The 17,201-nt window shown below is 53.8% G+C and carries 14 protein-coding genes; 8 read left to right on the top strand and 6 right to left on the bottom strand.

Going from position 1 to position 17,201, the window contains the following annotated elements; genetic code table 11:
- Position 1 precedes the first annotated feature (1 nt).
- On the top strand, positions 2-1,216 hold the full coding sequence (gene dgcN, locus QMZ65_RS07655) for a diguanylate cyclase DgcN/YfiN (protein ID WP_283215726.1): 1,215 nt from the start codon (positions 2-4) through the stop codon (positions 1,214-1,216).
- Positions 1,213-1,686 (top strand): outer membrane lipoprotein YfiB, encoded by a 474-nt coding sequence (yfiB, locus tag QMZ65_RS07650; RefSeq protein WP_097119130.1) that lies wholly within the window; start codon positions 1,213-1,215, stop codon positions 1,684-1,686. The genes dgcN and yfiB overlap by 4 nt, the downstream gene beginning before the upstream one ends.
- On the opposite strand, the gene uvsE is transcribed toward yfiB, so the two are convergent.
- Both uvsE and QMZ65_RS07640 read right to left on the bottom strand, forming a co-directional pair.
- On the bottom strand, positions 1,673-2,647 hold the full coding sequence (gene uvsE, locus QMZ65_RS07645; protein WP_097119129.1) for a UV DNA damage repair endonuclease UvsE: 975 nt from the start codon (positions 2,645-2,647) through the stop codon (positions 1,673-1,675). The genes yfiB and uvsE overlap by 14 nt on opposite strands.
- An 86-nt stretch (positions 2,648-2,733) precedes the next feature.
- A complete protein-coding gene (locus QMZ65_RS07640) occupies positions 2,734-4,764 on the bottom strand; it encodes a choline transporter (RefSeq protein ID WP_045815600.1) in 2,031 nt (676 codons plus the stop codon).
- A 253-nt stretch (positions 4,765-5,017) separates the two neighbouring features.
- Between QMZ65_RS07640 and betI the strand changes: the two genes are divergently transcribed.
- From betI to betA, 3 genes are read left to right on the top strand one after another with little or no spacing between them, the layout of a single operon-like run.
- Entirely contained in the window at positions 5,018-5,614 is a 597-nt protein-coding gene (gene betI / locus QMZ65_RS07635; protein ID WP_034824050.1) for a transcriptional regulator BetI, read from the top strand.
- Between the two features lie 13 nt (positions 5,615-5,627).
- Positions 5,628-7,100, top strand: coding sequence for a betaine-aldehyde dehydrogenase (betB, locus tag QMZ65_RS07630; protein WP_097119128.1), 1,473 nt, complete (start codon positions 5,628-5,630; stop codon positions 7,098-7,100).
- A gap of 26 nt (positions 7,101-7,126) precedes the next feature.
- A complete protein-coding gene (gene betA / locus QMZ65_RS07625) occupies positions 7,127-8,806 on the top strand; it encodes a choline dehydrogenase (protein WP_097119127.1) in 1,680 nt (559 codons plus the stop codon).
- A 300-nt stretch (positions 8,807-9,106) separates the two neighbouring features.
- Here the strand turns inward: betA and QMZ65_RS07620 are convergent, their stop codons facing one another.
- Positions 9,107-10,006, bottom strand: a complete 900-nt coding sequence (locus QMZ65_RS07620; RefSeq protein WP_097119126.1) for a LysR family transcriptional regulator — start codon at positions 10,004-10,006, stop codon at positions 9,107-9,109.
- A gap of 98 nt (positions 10,007-10,104) precedes the next feature.
- On the opposite strand from QMZ65_RS07620, the gene aptA reads away from it, so the two are divergent.
- Together aptA and QMZ65_RS07610 are read left to right on the top strand one after the other, a co-directional pair.
- Complete coding sequence (aptA, locus tag QMZ65_RS07615; RefSeq protein ID WP_283215725.1) at positions 10,105-11,436, top strand: omega-aminotransferase AptA; 1,332 nt, start codon at positions 10,105-10,107, stop codon at positions 11,434-11,436.
- 98 nt (positions 11,437-11,534) lie between these two features.
- A complete protein-coding gene (locus QMZ65_RS07610; protein ID WP_097119124.1) occupies positions 11,535-12,437 on the top strand; it encodes an alpha/beta hydrolase in 903 nt (300 codons plus the stop codon).
- On the opposite strand, the gene biuH is transcribed toward QMZ65_RS07610, so the two are convergent.
- The 3 genes from biuH to QMZ65_RS07595 are packed head-to-tail and all read right to left on the bottom strand — an operon-like array spanning position 12,426 to position 15,877.
- Positions 12,426-13,133 (bottom strand): biuret amidohydrolase, encoded by a 708-nt coding sequence (biuH, locus tag QMZ65_RS07605; RefSeq protein WP_097119123.1) that lies wholly within the window; start codon positions 13,131-13,133, stop codon positions 12,426-12,428. The genes QMZ65_RS07610 and biuH overlap by 12 nt on opposite strands.
- Positions 13,126-14,436, bottom strand: a complete 1,311-nt coding sequence (locus QMZ65_RS07600) for a purine-cytosine permease family protein (RefSeq protein WP_160833899.1) — start codon at positions 14,434-14,436, stop codon at positions 13,126-13,128. Before QMZ65_RS07600 ends, biuH begins: the two co-directional genes overlap by 8 nt.
- Positions 14,429-15,877, bottom strand: a complete 1,449-nt coding sequence (locus tag QMZ65_RS07595) for an amidase (protein ID WP_283215724.1) — start codon at positions 15,875-15,877, stop codon at positions 14,429-14,431. The genes QMZ65_RS07600 and QMZ65_RS07595 overlap by 8 nt, the downstream gene beginning before the upstream one ends.
- A gap of 438 nt (positions 15,878-16,315) precedes the next feature.
- Here QMZ65_RS07595 and QMZ65_RS07590 point away from each other — a divergent pair, with 438 nt between their 5' ends.
- Entirely contained in the window at positions 16,316-17,152 is an 837-nt protein-coding gene (locus tag QMZ65_RS07590) for an undecaprenyl-diphosphate phosphatase (protein WP_217992814.1), read from the top strand.
- The last annotated feature ends 49 nt before the right edge of the window (positions 17,153-17,201 follow it).

Genomic DNA, 17,201 nt, shown 5'->3' with positions numbered 1-17,201 from the left:
GATGAAATTTGAAAAAATCAAAAATGAAAAATCATCTATCCGCATCAGGCTGCGCAAGATCAGCATCATCAACTCCGCCGTTATCTTGTTGCTGTGCTGGTTGCTGCTGACCTCCACTTCGTTACTTTTCATCAAGCGTTATGAGAAGCGCAACCTGGAGTTGATTGCCGCAACGTTGAGCAACAGCCTGACCGCTGCTACCGTCTTTGAAGACAGTTATGACGCCCACAAAAAAATTGCCATGTTGGGCAATGAAGGCATGTTTGCTACGGCGAAACTGGTAACGGACGACCAAACGGTGCTGGTTAACTGGCAAGATCAACAGCAGCAGGATGGCTGGTATGAGAACTTCTTACGCGAATGGATCTACGCGCGCCCGCTGAGCGTCAATATTAATCATGCGGAAAATGTCGTCGGGACGTTGACGCTGGCGGGTACGGTCAAAGGGGCGACGGATTTTATCCGTTACTCAGTGATGATTTTATCCAGCGGTATGCTGTGTGTGCTGATCGTCGCCTTTATGCTGAGCGCATTCTTGCATCGGGGCATTTTGCAGACGCTACGCAATATCACCAGCTCGATTCATTACGTCATCAGCTCGGGTGATTTTTCGCTGCGTATTCCCGAAAGCCCGACCAAAGAGTTTCAGCTGTTTTCGGACGATCTCAACTCGTTGCTCGCAGAGATGCAATCATTACAGGCTTCGTTACTGCGTGATAACCGGTCGTTAGCGGCGAAAGCGTTGGAAGATCCGCTCACCGGACTGGCCAACCGCGCCGCCTTTGTCACGCAGTTAACCCGATTGCTTGATGACCAATTCGCTCATGAGCGCTTTGTGTTGCTGTTCCTGGATGGCGATCGATTCAAGAGCATCAATGATAACTGGGGACATGCGGCGGGCGATGAGGTGCTGAAAGCCATCGGTTCCCGCCTGCTTGCACTGGCCTATAAACAGGATATGGTCGCGCGCCTCGGCGGTGATGAGTTTGCGATGTTAATAACCAGCCGCGCGACTGAGAAACAGCTGCTGCAGCTGACAGAGGAGATCAGGGAAGCCATTGCGCAGAAGATTATGATCGCGGAAGGCACACCGATAACCACCTCGGTCACAATTGGTTACGCCTGGTCGCAGCATGGCGATACGGTGCAATCAATTCTGGAACGTGCGGATATGCATATGTACAAAAATAAAGGGATAAGTAAGGTACGGGTATGAAAATCAAACTCTTTCTGATGCTGTGTATTCTGGTGTGCGCGGGATGTCAGTCAAAAGGTCGTTTCACCGCCGCACAGATTGCAGCGATGCAAAGCGCGGGCTTTACTGAAAACATGGAAGGCTGGGGATTAGGTTTATCGGACAAAATCCTGTTTGGGGTAAATGAGTCTGAACTCACCGCGACCAGTAAAGCCAACATCGCCAATATGGCGAAAAACCTCTCAGCGACGGGCATTCAGCATGTCCGCATTGACGGTCATACGGATAATTACGGCAAGGCGGATTATAACCAGCAGTTGTCACTGAAACGTGCTGATGCTGTGGCAACACAATGGGCGTTGGGTGCTGATGTACCGCGAACCAACATCACCACCCGAGGCCTGGGTATGAGCGCCCCGATTGCCAGCAATAACAGTGCACAAGGCCGCGCGCAGAATCGCCGTGTGGCGATTGTAATTACCTCGCCTTAATCTCACCCTGGTCGAGCGCATAACGGTATAAGCGCTCGACCGCCAGATTTTTCATTTTCACTTCGCACATAATGTCGAAGTCAGTAAATGACAGCGCCCAGTCGTTTAAATCCTGATTGAAGTAGTAGTCAGAATGCGCACGCAGTTTGGTTTTTGCCACCGTTAAATCGTGCTGATCCGGGAAGCCATGTTCTGGGATTAATCCTTCCTGCGCAATCGAATAGTGTAATACCGGACGCACACCGCGCCACGATTCGATAATTAACGGGATACGCGCATCATCCGCTTTGATAAATTGATTCTCTTTCACCCAGTGATGGTGAATATCCAGCACCACCGGACAGAGATCGCGCGCCTGTAATACATCATCCAGCGAACAAGAGATTTCATCATTTTCAACCGTCAGCATATTGCGTGCTTCAGGAGAGAGACGCTGAAACGCCGCGCGAAACCCCTCGATGCCTTTTTTGCCGTTCATATGGATATTGATTTTGAAATCCTGAAACTGGCGACCATACCCCATTAACACGGCACACAGCGCATGGTACTCCACATCCTCAATTGCCCGATCCACTACCCCTTCATTATCCGAAGCGAGTACGGAATATTGTCCAGGATGGAATGAGAGACGAATGTTGTGAGCGCGGGCAAATTCGCCACAGCGGCCCAGCAGCGGCTGTAAGTCGGGCATCAGTTCGCTGTAGATGGCGGTGGCCTCTGGTACGGTATACAGCGGCAACAGGTCGCTGCCAATCCGCATCATGCGCATCGCATCCGGCAGTTTCGCCAGTTGTTGCAGCGTGAGGAATTGGTTTTCGAGGTTGTTGGTTGCCAGCTGCGACAGTAAACGCGCTTGTTCTTCGCGATCAAGACTCAGGAAACGCGTACGCGTGGTGATTTTAAACGGAAACGGCTGCTTAGCCTGTGCATCGAAGTACTTACACGCAAAACCCAATTTCATTTCAGTCTCCCTTAGAGCAGGCTGAAAGTGTAGCTTGCTCCAGGGAAAGTGCACGGACAGCGGCAGGGCTGCCGCTGTCCGTAGGGTTACACGCTTGGAAAAGTAATGTTGCTGCCCGGTGCTTCGCGATGCAGATGGATAAAGTTCAGGTGACGTTCGTACTGATCGAGAATATCGATAATCACCTGCTCCTTGTTGTAGTCCATCAAATCGTTGCCCTGGCTACCTTCCAGAAGGAATGTCTCCAGACGGTAATAGGTCGATTTACCACTGCGCGCTCGATAGGTAAAGCCCGGCACCGAATACTGCTGCGGCCAGATCTGATACACGAAGTCTTGCTCTTCACCCAGCAGCACGCGCAAATCCAGATAACCTAACGGATGGCCCTCTTCCGGCTCCACGCGGTCCAGTGAAACCCGACCGCCGCGTAACTCCAGTTCTTTCGCTACATCCTGCATTGCCGGGAATAAGACGTTCTCCATCATTTGCTGGGTGTAGCGTGTGCCTGGATAGTTCATGAGACGCGACAGACGTTTCTTCCAGCTCAGGCGATCGTTGCTGGCCGGAATGTACGGTGCCGTTTCACGACTGGCGCTGGCGCGGCGATGGTCTTCCACTTTGAGAGACTTATACAAACCGGCCATCACAAAGAAGATCACAAAGCTGAACGGCAGTCCCATGATCACCGTGGCATTCTGCAGCGCAGAAATACCGTTGGTCATCAACATACCCATGGTCAGAACACCAATCGCCACTGACCAGAAGATACGCAGCCAGTTCGGTGCATCACTGTTGATGTCTTTCAGCTTCGAAGTGAAGTTACCCAACACCAGTGAACCGGAATCCGCTGAGGTGACGTAGAACAGCATGCCGGTAATGGTGGCGACCGAAGCGCTGAACTTAAACGCCGGATACTGCGCCAGCAGGCTGTAGAAGCCACGTTCTGCATGCGCCATCACTTCCTGAGCAAAGCCGGCATCACCGTGGATAATTTCATACAGCGCGGCGTTACCAAAGACCGACAGCCACAACAGCGTGAAGGTGAACGGAATAATCAGCGTACCGAGCACGAACTCACGGATAGTGCGACCACGTGAAATACGCGCCAGGAACAAGCCAACAAACGGGGACCAGGCGACCCACCATGCCCAGAAGAACAACGTCCAGCTGTTCATCCACTCTCTTGGCTGATCAAACGCAAAGGTGTTCAGCGTCATGCCCATAAAGCGGTTGATGTAATCACCGACATTGAGCACCAGCGCATTCAGCAGGAAGTCGGTTTTGCCCATGAACAGCACAAACAGAATCAGCCCCAATGCCAGCGCAACGTTGAGTTCCGACAGAATACGGATGCCTTTATCCACGCCAGAGGTCACGGAAATGGTGGCGATAATCACCGACAGCACAATCAACGCCGCCTGCGCGGTAAAGCCTTCCGGAATATCGAACAACACGTTCAGGCCATAATTGAGCTGAACCACGCCGATCCCTAAGGTGGTGGCGATGCCGAAGATGGTCCCCACTACCGCTGCAATATCCACGGTATGGCCAATCGGCCCGTTAATACGTTTGCCAAAGATTGGATACAGCGCAGAACGGATGGTGAGCGGCAAATTGTAGCGGTAGCTAAAGTACCCCAGCGCGATCCCCATCAGCGCGTACATTGACCAGCCAGTTACGCCGTAGTGGAACAACGTCCACACCATGGCTTGTCGGGCGGCTTCCATGGTTTGTCCGGCGCCCTCAGGCGGTTGCATGTACTGCGTGACCGGTTCGGCCACTGAGAAGAACATCAGATCGATACCGATACCGGCCGCAAACAGCATCGCTGACCAGCTTAATAAGCTGAATTCTGGTTTGGATTGCTCTGGCCCGAGCTTGATGGCGCCGTAACGTGAACAGGCCATGTAGATAACGAAAACGATATACAGCGTCGCGGCCAGCATGTAGTACCAGCCAAACGTAGCGGTAACCCAGTTAACCGCAGTCTGAATCAAGCTGGCAGCCAGCTCGCTGTAAAAAATAGTGACAAGTGAAAATGTCAGAATCAGTCCGGCTGAGGTGTAGAACACCACAGGATTGATTCTGTCTTTTTCACTGGCAGGTGGATTAATCATCGATGACCTCTGGTTAATTTCCTGTAATGACTCAATGGATTAGCGAGACCTGTCTGCCAGGCCTTGTTGTTATCAGTACCCCTGTTATCCCTCCCTGTAGTGCTTTCTTCTGACGATGAGCCGCATAGCCCGGTTCACCGCTGCGCTTTTGTAACAATCGAAGCACAGTATCCTAACAAAATTCTTTTTTATATTGAACGTGCAATCAAAAAAAGTTTAAATAGTCCTCTGACATTGTGGTGGAGCTGGAGTCATGCCAAAGGTGGGAATGCAGCCGATTCGTCGTCGGCAGCTGATTGATGCAACCCTCGATACGATTAACGAGGTAGGAATTAATGACGCAACTATTGCGCAGATTGCCCGCCGTGCGGGGGTTTCGACCGGCATCATCAGCCACTACTTCAAGGACAAGAACGGTTTGCTGGAAGCCACTATGCGCGATATCACTCGTCAGTTACGTGATGCCGTGGCTGCCCGCCTGAAACCGTTGGCGGGCGCGAAGACCGAAGCACGCTTGTTGGCGATTGTCGAAGGTAACTTCGATGACACGCAGGTGCACAGCGCGGCAATGAAAGCCTGGCTGGATTTCTGGGCCAGCAGCATGCATCAGCCGCAGTTGGGTCGTCTGGAACGGGTCAGTAGTCGACGCCTGTTTTCAACTCTCGCCGCCGAGTTTCACCGTGAATTGCCGCGTGAACAGGCGCGACTGGCGGCTCACGGATTGGCATCGCTAATCGATGGCCTTTGGCTGCGAGCTGCGCTAAGCGGTCTGCCCTTCAATATCGATGTCGCGAAAACGCTCACCACCCAATTTATCCGTCAGCAACTTGCTGGCGCACTGAATCACTGAGGAAGGAGAAATCATGTCCCGATTCACCGAACAGCAGCTGTATATCGATGGTCAGTTCATTGCGGCGAGCGCAGGTAATACATTCCAGACCATCAACCCGGCCAATGGCGAAGTACTGGCCGAAGTACATGAGGCGGAACAGGCCGATGTTGATCGTGCTGTCGCTGCCGCGCAAAAAGGCCAGAAAGTCTGGGCCGCGATGACCGCCATGGAGCGCTCACGCATTCTGCGCCGTGCCGTCGATATTCTGCGTGAGCGCAACGACGAGTTGGCCGCGCTGGAAACCCTCGACACCGGTAAGCCGCTGAGCGAAACCCAATATGTTGACATCGTGACCGGTGCTGACGTGCTGGAATATTACGCCGGTCTGATCCCGACGCTGGAAGGCCAGCAGATCCCACTGCGCGACACGGCGTTTGTTTATACCCGTCGTGAACCGCTCGGCGTGGTCGCTGGTATTGGTGCGTGGAACTACCCGATTCAGATCGCCTTATGGAAATCTGCCCCTGCACTGGCAGCGGGTAACGCGATGATCTTTAAACCGAGTGAAGTCACTCCACTGACAGCACTGAAGCTGGCAGAAATTTACACCGAAGCGGGCGTGCCTGCCGGCGTATTCAATGTGCTGAACGGTCGTGGCGCGGTCACTGGTCAACTGCTGACTGACCATCCGGGCATCGATAAAGTCTCCTTTACCGGCGGCGTGGCCAGCGGCAAAAAAGTGATGGCGAATGCTGCGGGCTCCACCTTGAAAGAAGTCACTATGGAATTGGGTGGCAAATCGCCGCTGATTATCTTTGATGACGCCGATCTCGATCTGGCCGCTGACATCGCCATGATGGCCAACTTCTACAGCTCAGGCCAGGTCTGCACTAACGGTACGCGCGTGTTTATCCCGGCAAAATTCCAGGCCGCGTTTGAAGCGAAAATCGCTGAACGTGTTGCACGCATCAAAGCGGGTGACCTCAACGATCCTGACACCAATTTCGGCCCGCTGGTGAGCTTCCCCCATCGTGACAACGTGATGCGTTATATCGAATCCGGTATCAACGAAGGCGCGCGTCTGCTGTGCGGCGGCAAACGTCTGAGCGGCGCCGATTTCGATGACGGAGCCTGGGTTGAACCGACCGTATTCACCGACTGCCGTGATGAGATGACCATTGTGCGTGAAGAAATCTTCGGGCCGGTGATGTCGATTCTGACTTACGAAAGCGAAGAAGAAGTGGTACGTCGCGCCAATGCCACCGATTTCGGTCTGGCTGCGGGCGTAGTGACGCAAGACCTGAACCGCGCACACCGCGTGATTCACCAGATCGAAGCGGGTATCTGCTGGATCAACACCTGGGGCGAATCTGCCGCCGAAATGCCGGTGGGCGGCTACAAGCACTCTGGTATTGGCCGTGAGAATGGCCTGATGACCTTGCAAAACTACACCCAGGTGAAGTCGGTGCAGGTCGAGTTATCCCGTTTTCAGTCCGTATTTTAATTGAGCTTTAACCTGAGGAGCGACTAATGGAATTTGATTACATCATTATCGGAGCCGGATCCGCAGGGAACGTTTTGGCAACAAGACTGACCGAAGACAGCAGCGTGAATGTGCTGCTTTTAGAAGCGGGTGGCCCTGACTACCGCTTCGATTTCCGCACGCAGATGCCAGCCGCGCTGGCTTATCCGCTACAGGGAAAACGCTATAACTGGGCGTATGAAACCGAGCCAGAACCGCATATGAATAACCGCCGCATGGAGTGCGGACGCGGTAAAGGTCTGGGCGGATCATCGCTGATCAATGGTATGTGTTATATCCGCGGCAACGCGATGGATCTCGATAACTGGGCGCAGCAGCCTGGGCTGGAAAGCTGGAGCTACCTGAACTGCCTGCCCTACTATCGCAAGTCAGAAACCCGCGATATTGGCGCCAATGACTATCACGGCGGTGAAGGCCCGGTCAGCATCACCACCTGTAAACCCGATAACAATCCGCTGTTTGCTGCGATGATCGAAGCCGGTGTTGAAGCCGGCTATCCACGCACGGAAGATTTGAACGGCTATCAGCAGGAAGGCTTCGGACCGATGGATCGCTTCGTCACGCCGAAAGGTCGTCGATCCAGCACCGCGCGTGGCTATCTCGATACCGCCAAAAAGCGTCCAAACCTGAAGATCGTCACCCATGCCACCACCGATCGCATCCTGTTTGAAGGCAAGCGCGCGGTGGGCGTGGAATATTTGCAGGGATCGGGCAACACGCCACATCAGGTGCATGCGCGACGTGAAGTTTTGCTGTGCGCCGGTGCCATCGCCTCGCCGCAGATTCTGCAACGTTCTGGCGTGGGCGCTGCTGCGCTGCTGAACAAATTCGACATTCCGGTGGTACATGATCTGCCGGGCGTCGGCGAAAACCTGCAGGATCACCTCGAAATGTACCTGCAGTACGAGTGCAAAGAGCCGGTGTCACTCTATCCGTCGTTGAAATGGTGGAACCAGCCGAAGATCGGTGCAGAGTGGCTGTTTAACGGGACCGGCATCGGTGCCAGCAACCATTTTGAAGGCGGTGGCTTTATTCGCAGCCGCGAAGAGTTTACCTGGCCGAACATTCAGTATCACTTCCTGCCAGTAGCGATTAACTACAACGGCTCTAACGCCGTTGAAGCGCACGGTTTCCAGTGTCACGTAGGTTCAATGCGTTCACCGAGCCGTGGGCATGTGCAGATTAAATCGCGCGATCCGCGTCGTGATCCGGCTATTTTGTTCAACTACATGGCACATGAACAGGACTGGCAGGAATTTCGTGACGCGATTCGTATTACGCGCCAGATCATCAATCAGCCCGCGCTGGATAAGTATCGCGGCAAAGAAATCAGTCCGGGCCTCGATTGCCAGACTGATGAACAGTTGGATGAGTTTGTGCGTAACCATGCGGAAACCGCCTATCACCCCTGCGGCACCTGCAAAATGGGCAGCGATAGCATGGCGGTGGTTGATGGTGAAGGTCGTGTGCATGGATTGCAGGCGTTGCGCGTGGTAGATGCGTCAATTATGCCGTTGATCATCACTGGCAACCTGAATGCCACCACCATCATGATCGGTGAAAAGATCGCGGATAACATTCGTGGTCGCCAGCCGTTGCCGCGTAGCGAAGCAGATTACTTCGTCGCTGGCGATCTGCCGGTGCGTGGTGAACCGAAGCGCGCTTAACCGTTTTTATCAGGGTGGCTCTCGTCACCCTGCTCATTTCCAGCTAGCTTTGCAGATAAGCCATAATCAGCCGCTGTAACTCAAGCTTAATGTCATCTGAGCCCAGTTGATCGCGTCTTGCGGCATCATGCACCCCCTTTTACAACTTAAAGCAGGGAGGTTCGTCATATTCTGCAGTGACTGACGCTCCCTTCTTTCCTGTAGACTGATGACGCACAATTGCCGGCATTTAGCGTATTGATGCAGCTTTAAAGTATGTTGTAACTAGTAACGCGTTTGCTTTACATCTTTTGTTAAAACTCATTCCCAATCAATCGCCTGTAAAAATCTTTCAAGAATGGCATTCTGATTGCGCCCTTTGCGTGTTACCACAGCGATCTTACTGGTGAAGTGGAAACGTTCCGGTGCAATGGCGCGCATGGTCTTTTTATCCACCCACTGTGCGGCATAGTGATCGGGCAGAAAACCGATAAAGCGGCCGGTGAGAATCAAAAAGGCAATGCCTTCGCGGTCGGTTGCCGTTGCATTGCAATTGAGTTTCTGATGCATGGCAATGGCTTCTGCCGTCATGCGAAATGCAGGTGCGATGGCATCACACCTTTTCAGTTGTGCATCATCAGGTTCGTGGGAAAACAGCGCGTGGGTGTCGCTGCAGTAAAGCTGCGACCGCTCATCATATAACGACATGTAATCCAGACCGGAAATTGGCGAAGTGACCGGTAGTGCACCGACGTGCAATCGACCATCCATCAGCCCTCTTTCAATCTCTGCAGCTGTCATCATGCTGATATTCAGCCTAATGTCGGGACCTATCTCATGCAGTTTCTCCAGCGCATGGGTAATTTTCATGCGTGGTTGCGTGACCAGATTATTGATAATCCCGATATTCAAATCCCCGCGCAGCTGCTTATGCATCTGATTAACCTGCAGGCGAAACTGCTCGATAGCCGCCATCATACTTTCGCTGTGACGCAGGATCTCACGCCCTTCTTCGGTTAAGGCAAAACCCGCCCGTCCGCGTTGACACAATCGCATGCCAAGTCGCTTTTCCAGATCGCCCATGTGCAGGCTAATAGCCGAACGCGTCATCCCCAATAAACTTTCTGCCGCAGAGAAGCTGCCGCTCTCATTAACGGTTTTGAACAGGCGCAATAATTTGAGATCAAAGTCGGTGACCTGCGCGAGCGATTTGCTTTTCATATAGGTGAGTAAATCAATAACTGAAGATGAATTAATAGGGATTTAACTTAACTAACCGTTAAATGCAAACTCTTCATACACCCGTCTGGAGAAACATCATGTCTGATGCTGTCAACACTACCGATCTCAATCTGCAAGCGCACTGGATGCCGTTTACTGCCAACCGGAATTTCCAGCGCGATCCCCGTATCATTGTCGGCGCTCAAGGCCGCTGGCTGACTGATGATAAAGGACGGCAGATTTTTGATAGCCTTTCCGGTTTATGGACCTGTGGCGCGGGCCACTGCCGCAGTGAAATCCAGCAGGCGGTGGCGAAACAACTGGGTACGCTCGATTATTCGCCCGGCTTCCAGTACGGTCATCCGCTGTCATTTCAGCTGGCAGACAAGATTGCCCAGCATATGCCGGGTGATCTAAACCATGTGTTCTTCACCGGATCGGGTTCGGAATCAGCAGACACGGCGGTGAAGATGGCGCGCGCTTACTGGCGCATCAAAGGCCAGCCGGCGAAAACCAAATTTATCGGACGCGCGCGAGGTTACCACGGCGTAAATATCGCCGGAACCAGCCTGGGCGGCATTGGCGGCAATCGTAAGATGTTCGGTCAGTTTATGGACGTTGACCATATTCCACACACGCTGCAAACCGATCTGCCCTTCACTGCTGGCCAGGCCGAAACCGGCGGTGTGGCGTTGGCTAATGAGATGCTGAAATTGATTGAGCTGCATGATGCTTCCAACATCGCCGCCCTTATTGTTGAGCCTCTTTCCGGCTCTGCGGGGGCGATTATCCCACCGGTAGGCTATTTGCAGCGCCTGCGTGAAATCTGCACGCAGCACGATATCCTGCTGATTTTTGACGAAGTGATCACCGGATTTGGTCGTATGGGCCGCTGGAGCGGCGCTGAGTATTTTGGCGTCACGCCCGATATCCTCAATTTCGCCAAGCAGATCACCAATGGCGCGGTGCCGCTGGGTGGCGTGGTCGCCAGCAGCGAAATCTACAACACCTTTATGGCGCAAAAACTGCCAGAACACGCGGTTGAATTTGCTCACGGCTACACCTACTCTGCCCATCCGGTGGCCTGTGCGGCGGGCCTGGCGACGCTGGAGTTACTGGATCATGACGCGCTGATTGCGCAATCCGCCGAGCTGGCACCGCATTTTGCCCATGCACTGCATGCGCTGCGTGATTGCCCGAACGTCATCGATATCCGCAACTGCGGTCTGGTGGGTGCCATCCAGCTTGCTCCGCGCGGCGGCGATGCCACCATTCGGCCGTTTGAAGCGGGCATGGCGCTGTGGAAAGCCGGTTTTTATGTGCGCTTCGGTGCCGATACGCTGCAGTTTGGCCCGATGTTCAATACACAGCCTGCCGAGTTGGATCGCTTGTTTGACGCTGTAGGTGAGACGTTACATCACATAGCGTGAGGAAAATGAGTTGATTGGTCATACTTAACAACATCTTCTTCATACTCTCTGCCGATTCTTCTGATTCAATACCTTTTTGCATTCAGTCTGGATCGGCCATGCTCCGTCGCCACTTTCTTACCGGTTTACTGCTCTCCCCCTTTGCTGCGCGCTGCGGCTTTAGCCTGGCCGCTTCCTCGGCAAAACCCGCACAGGTATTGCCCTTGTGGCCAAAACAACCGCCTGGTGGCGGTGGACCTTTAGGGGCGATGACGTTTAGTGCCAAAGGTGCGCAGCGGAATATTGCCATGCCGACGCTCACCGTCTTTAAGCCTGTTCAGCCGAAGGGACGCGCTGTACTGATTGCGGCTGGCGGCGGCTATACGCGTATCGAAATGGGCAAAGAAGCCTGGCCCGCTGCCGCGTGGCTGGCGGCTCAAGGCTACACAGCGTATGTGCTGAGTTATCGCCTGCCGCAGGAAGGCTGGAAAGATGGCGCGTTAGTGTCACTTCAGGATGCACAGCGCGCACTGCGTATCGTGCGCCACCGTGAGAACAATGTCAGCGTATTGGGCTTTTCGGCTGGCGGGCACCTGCTGGGAATGGCGGCGAACCGCGCGGATTTTCACGCTTATCAGGCCAGTGATGCAATGGACAATCTCCCCGCAACGGCCGATCGTGCCGCGCTGATCTATCCCATCATTACGCTTGAGCCACCTTATGAACACACCTCCACGCATAAAGTGTTGGTCGGGAAAGACGCATCACTCAGCGCGGATACCGCCTGGTCGGTTCAATCCTATGTTAATCCGCAATCACCGCCGTTTTTCCTGGTGCAGGCCGAAGACGATCCTGTTTCCGATCCACACAACACCTTGATCATGGCTGCCGCGTGCAAGCAGCAGCATGTGCCGGTTGAGATGCATCGCTATCCCATCGGGGGGCATGGTTTTGGATTGGGTAAGCCCGGCACACAAACGACTGAGTGGCCGGGACATTATCTGCAATGGTTAAACGCTTAGCGCGGCGGAAGGTTGAGCCAGGCCCGCCAGCAACGTCTCCGAACTGGCCACCGCACCAAAAATACCGCCCTGCATGTGAATCATGCTTAGTGCCGCTTCGTGGTGTTTTAGCTCGGTCGCGGCGCAGCAATCAGACAGCACCAGACATTCGAAGCCGCGATCGTTGGCTTCGCGCAGCGTGGTATGCACACAGACATCGGTGGTAATACCTGAGATGATAAGATTACGTATCCCCCGACTGCGCAGGATCAGTTCAAGATCGGTGGCATAAAAAGAGCCTTTGCCTGGCTTATCAATGATGGTTTCACCCGCCAGTGGCGCCAGCTCCGGGATAATTTCCCAGCCCGGCTCACCGCGCACCAAAATGCGGCCACAGGGACCGGGCGCACCGATTTCCGCCTGCATCCGCTTTGAACGCCAGCGTTTATTGGCCGGCAAATCACTCAGGTCAGGACGATGGCCTTCACGCGTATGGATGATCGGGAAGCCTAACTCCCGCATGCGTGCCAGCACGCGCTGCAAAGGCGCTATCGGAGCGCGGGTCAGTGCGATGTCATACCCCATGCTATCGACGTAGCCGCCCTTGCCACAAAAATCGGTCTGCATATCGATAATGATCAGTGCGGTATCCGCAGGCGTACACCGCCCATCAAAGGGCCAGGGATAAGGTGTTGAATCAATGGTGAATTCAGGCATTTTTCTGCTCCATCAGGCTCGCTGCGTTTTCACGTTTCAGTTTGACAATCAAAGTGTAACTGGCAGCAGCCGTCACCAGGCCAATCACCGCTTCACCAAACTGCGGGAATTCAATGTGGGCAATCACCGCACACAAGCTGCCAATCGCCCAGGCGGCAAAAGCGCTACCGCGCAGACGACGGGTTTTGCGCTGCTCGCTGATTCTTGCCATGAAGATCAGGTCAACGATCATGACCGCACCAAACGGCGGTACCACGATGCCGAGCAAACTCAGCCACTCGAGGAAGTAAGACCAGACGCCCGCCAGCGCCAGTGCCCCGCCGATGGCGCCGAGGATCAACGTCCAGACTCGCATCTTGCTGCTGAACAGATGGCTAAAGCCAACGGCACCGTTGTACAAACAATGGGTACAAACCGAGCCGAGGTTAATGAAAACAAACAGGAAAGCGATGATGGAGAGTAACGTGCCATGGTTCATCAGCATTGGCAGGAAATTACCGCCATTATTGACCGGATCAACCGCCGCGCCCACCGCTACAATCACCACACCGAACAGATATGAGATGACGTTCGCCATAGGAAAGGCGGAAAATGCCGCGATAACCGCTGATTTGCCGTCTTTCGACCAGCGGGTAAAATCCGCGGTCATGGTGCCCGAATCGGCGAATCCTGCCACCACCATGGTCACCGCCGTTCCCATGCTCATGGCGCCGACTGCACCAGTACTGCCTTTGAACTGAGTGATGGTGCTGAAATCGTGATCCTGCCCAATCAACCACAGTGCGACCAAACCGAGCACCACAAACAACGGTGCGGCAATCATGCCCAGGATCGACAACGCACGCACGCCGAGGAAGGTGACGCCGGTATACAGCACCATGGCGATAGCGGTCACCGCGAGTGCGTTCCAGCCAAAGGTTTGGTTAATGACTGTACCAGTTAAACCCGTTTGAAACGCATACCAGCCAATCACGACGGTCGAGAGAAAACCGGAAACGAGGATATAGCCTTTAGTGCCAAAGGTACGCTTTGCCTGCAGGGCGAAGTTCATCCCGGTGTTACCTGCAAACCAACTCAGAGCGCCAACATAAGCGAACAGCACCAGATTGCCGAGCAGGATGGCAATCAGCGCGGGCCAGAAACCCAAATGCCAGGTAATAATGCCACCAAACAACGCGTTGGTAAGGATCATCGGGAAACCGAACCAGACAGCTGATACCGACCGCGTCGAGTGACGGTGACTTAAAGGTACCGGTTCGTGTTCAAATTCCTGCTCCAGCGCAGGGGAGGATTTGTTACTCATGGGCAACTCCGATTAAGTCAGGATAAAGGTGATTCCACGGTTGGATGCGCTCGAAAGCGGCACTTGCCGCCAGCACCAGGCCATCGTCCAGATGACGACCCACGATTTGCAGACCAATCGGCAAGCCACTGGCGGTGAAGCCCGCAGGGATTGAGGCCGCCGGTTGGCCAGTGAAATTGAAGGGATAACAGAACGACAACCAATGATCGCTTCGCACCATGCGCCCATCGATGATTTCCGGTCCCTGCATATTGAGCGGGAACGGCGGCACTGCCAGCGTTGGCGTCAACAGCAAGTCGTAACGCTGCATAAATCGCCACAGCTGATTGCAGATCTTCTTGCGTGCGGTATTGGCGTCGGTAAAGTGTTCAGCGCGCCATTCGCGTTGCAGCATGGCGCTCAGATGAGGTGACATGCGTGAGCCCAGTTCGCTTTGCATCTGACGCATGCCTGTGAGATCGCTTTCAAAGGCCACCAGCGCGGCAAAGGTGGCGCCTTCATCGGCAATCCCTGGATCAACCTCTTCTAATTCCGCCCCCAGTTCACGGGCGAAATGTCGAGCGGCCTTAGTGACAACGTCACGCACCTCTTTATCGACGGCGATGTAGCCAAAATCGGCACTAAACGCAATGCGCAGCCCGTTTAAGGGTTTTTCCAGAGAGGAAATCCAGTTCACGTCGCTGCAGGGAATGGAGTGACGATCGCGCATATCCGGGCCTGCCATCACTGACATCATCAGTGCGCTGTCTCGCACCATGCGTGTCATGGGGCCAATATGCTCCAGTGATTCCCAGCTAGAGACGCCGGGAAAGCGTTCATCGCGGCAGCCAGGCCATAACGGCACCCGCCCCATCGAGGCCTTGAATCCATAAACGCCGCAGTGCGCCGCTGGAATACGTACCGATCCGCCGCCGTCACTGCCCAATGCCATCGGGCAAAGGCGAGCGGCGAGCGCCGCGCCGGATCCGGCACTTGAACCGCCGGGCGTTTTGCTCAAATCCCAGGGATTCCGCGGTGAAGGAAACAGCGGATTGTGCCCAACGCCGCTATAACCAAACTCGGGCGCAGTGGTTTTCCCCAGCAGCACAGCATCAGCAGCCTGCAGGCGCTCGACGGTGATGTCGTCATCTTCAGGAATGAAATCGGCATAGGCTGCCGAACCGGAGGTGGTTTTCACACCCGCCGTGCAAATGAGATCCTTTACCGCCAATGGCACACCCGCAAAAGCCCCCAGCGCTTCACCGCGTGCACGCTTCGCATCCACCACTGATGCCTGCTGTAACGCCAATTCGGGTGATGCCGTACAAAAAGCCCGAATCAGTGGTTCGCGTTTTTCCATACGATCCAACGCGGCTTGCGTTAATTCGCGGGCAGACACCTCGCCATTGCGGATCAGCGCTGCCAATGTAGTAGCATCCTCATCCAGTAAAGCCTCAAACATGATTCATCTCCCGATTTGGTCACTTAACGGGATTAATGCAGTTTGCGTGCCAGAAGGTGCCAACAATCAGCGGCGAGGAGATAACGCCTGATGGGATACGGACTTGGATACAAGATCGAATACTTATGTTTCGTTTTAATGCATTCGGTTTAACAGGAAGCACAAAAATAGCGCAGCGATGCGCCATTTTGGTCATCACCGATGCAGGCTGCTTTCAGCGTTGCTAAATGTCACTGGATGGATAAAACATCATCGGAAAATACAGCGCCACGTCATGCAGTTATAACCTGCGTATTATTCGATTTTTAATTCAGTAAACATTTCATAAACGACATCACGAATAGGATAATACTTATCACGGCTAAAATGAGAAATGTGGCAGGGTGTGCCAGGTTAAGTCAGGTCTCATTTCCCATTATTTTATCTGAGGGCGAACGGGTGAATTATTTCGATGTATCCATTCTGGCCGTAATACAGGGGCTGGCAGAGTTACTGCCGGTTTCCAGCTCTGCACACGTCATTATGACGGAGAAACTCCTGGGGCTGGACCCTGCGGCCCCCGATATGACACTGTTGCTGGTGATGCTGCATACCGGCACGATGTTCGCGGTGATTGTTTACTTCTGGAATAACTGGCGGGAGACCTATTTCAGTTCGAGCCGTGCATTTAAGAAGAATGTATTTTTAATTATTCTCGCCACCGCAGTGACCGGCGTAGTGGGTTTAGCGCTAATGAAGCTGATTAAATATTTCTTCGCCGCGAACGACGACACGTTCGAAATAGAATCCTTATTCAGTAACAGTAAAATAATCGCCAGTGGTCTCGCTGCAGCAGGCTTATTAATTATCCTCTCTTCACGCCTGAAAGAAAAAGATCGCGGCGAACTTTCGCCCTTAAGCGCTGCAGGTATTGGTTTCGTTCAGGGTTTATGCCTGCCATTTCGCGGTTTTTCTCGTTCTGGCGCCACGATTTCTACCGGTCTTTCATTGGGTGTGGCCCGTAAACGTGCGGAAGAATTTAGTTTTGCGTTAGCCGTGGTGCTGACACCGGCGGTGATCGTTAAAGAGGGCCTGCGTGCTTTCAGTTCAGGTTCTGCTGGTACGGTCACAGTGAGCAGCGGAGTGCTTCTGCCCAGCCTGGTGGGCATGATATTAAGTTTTGTCGCCGGACTTCTGGCGCTACGCTGGCTTTCCCGCTGGCTGGAGCATGATCGCTGGCATCTGTTCGGTGGCTATTGCTTGTGCGCTGCGGCACTGATTGGTTGGTTGGGCTGACTCGCGGATTGAGCTTCTCTGAACCTCAGCAGTGAAATCATTGGCATGC

Source organism: Pantoea sp. EABMAA-21 (genome assembly GCF_030053335.1).
GTDB lineage: Bacteria > Pseudomonadota > Gammaproteobacteria > Enterobacterales > Enterobacteriaceae > Pantoea > Pantoea communis.
The sequence above is the reverse complement of the archived record's forward strand: the minus strand, read 5'-3'. Positions and strand labels throughout refer to the sequence as shown.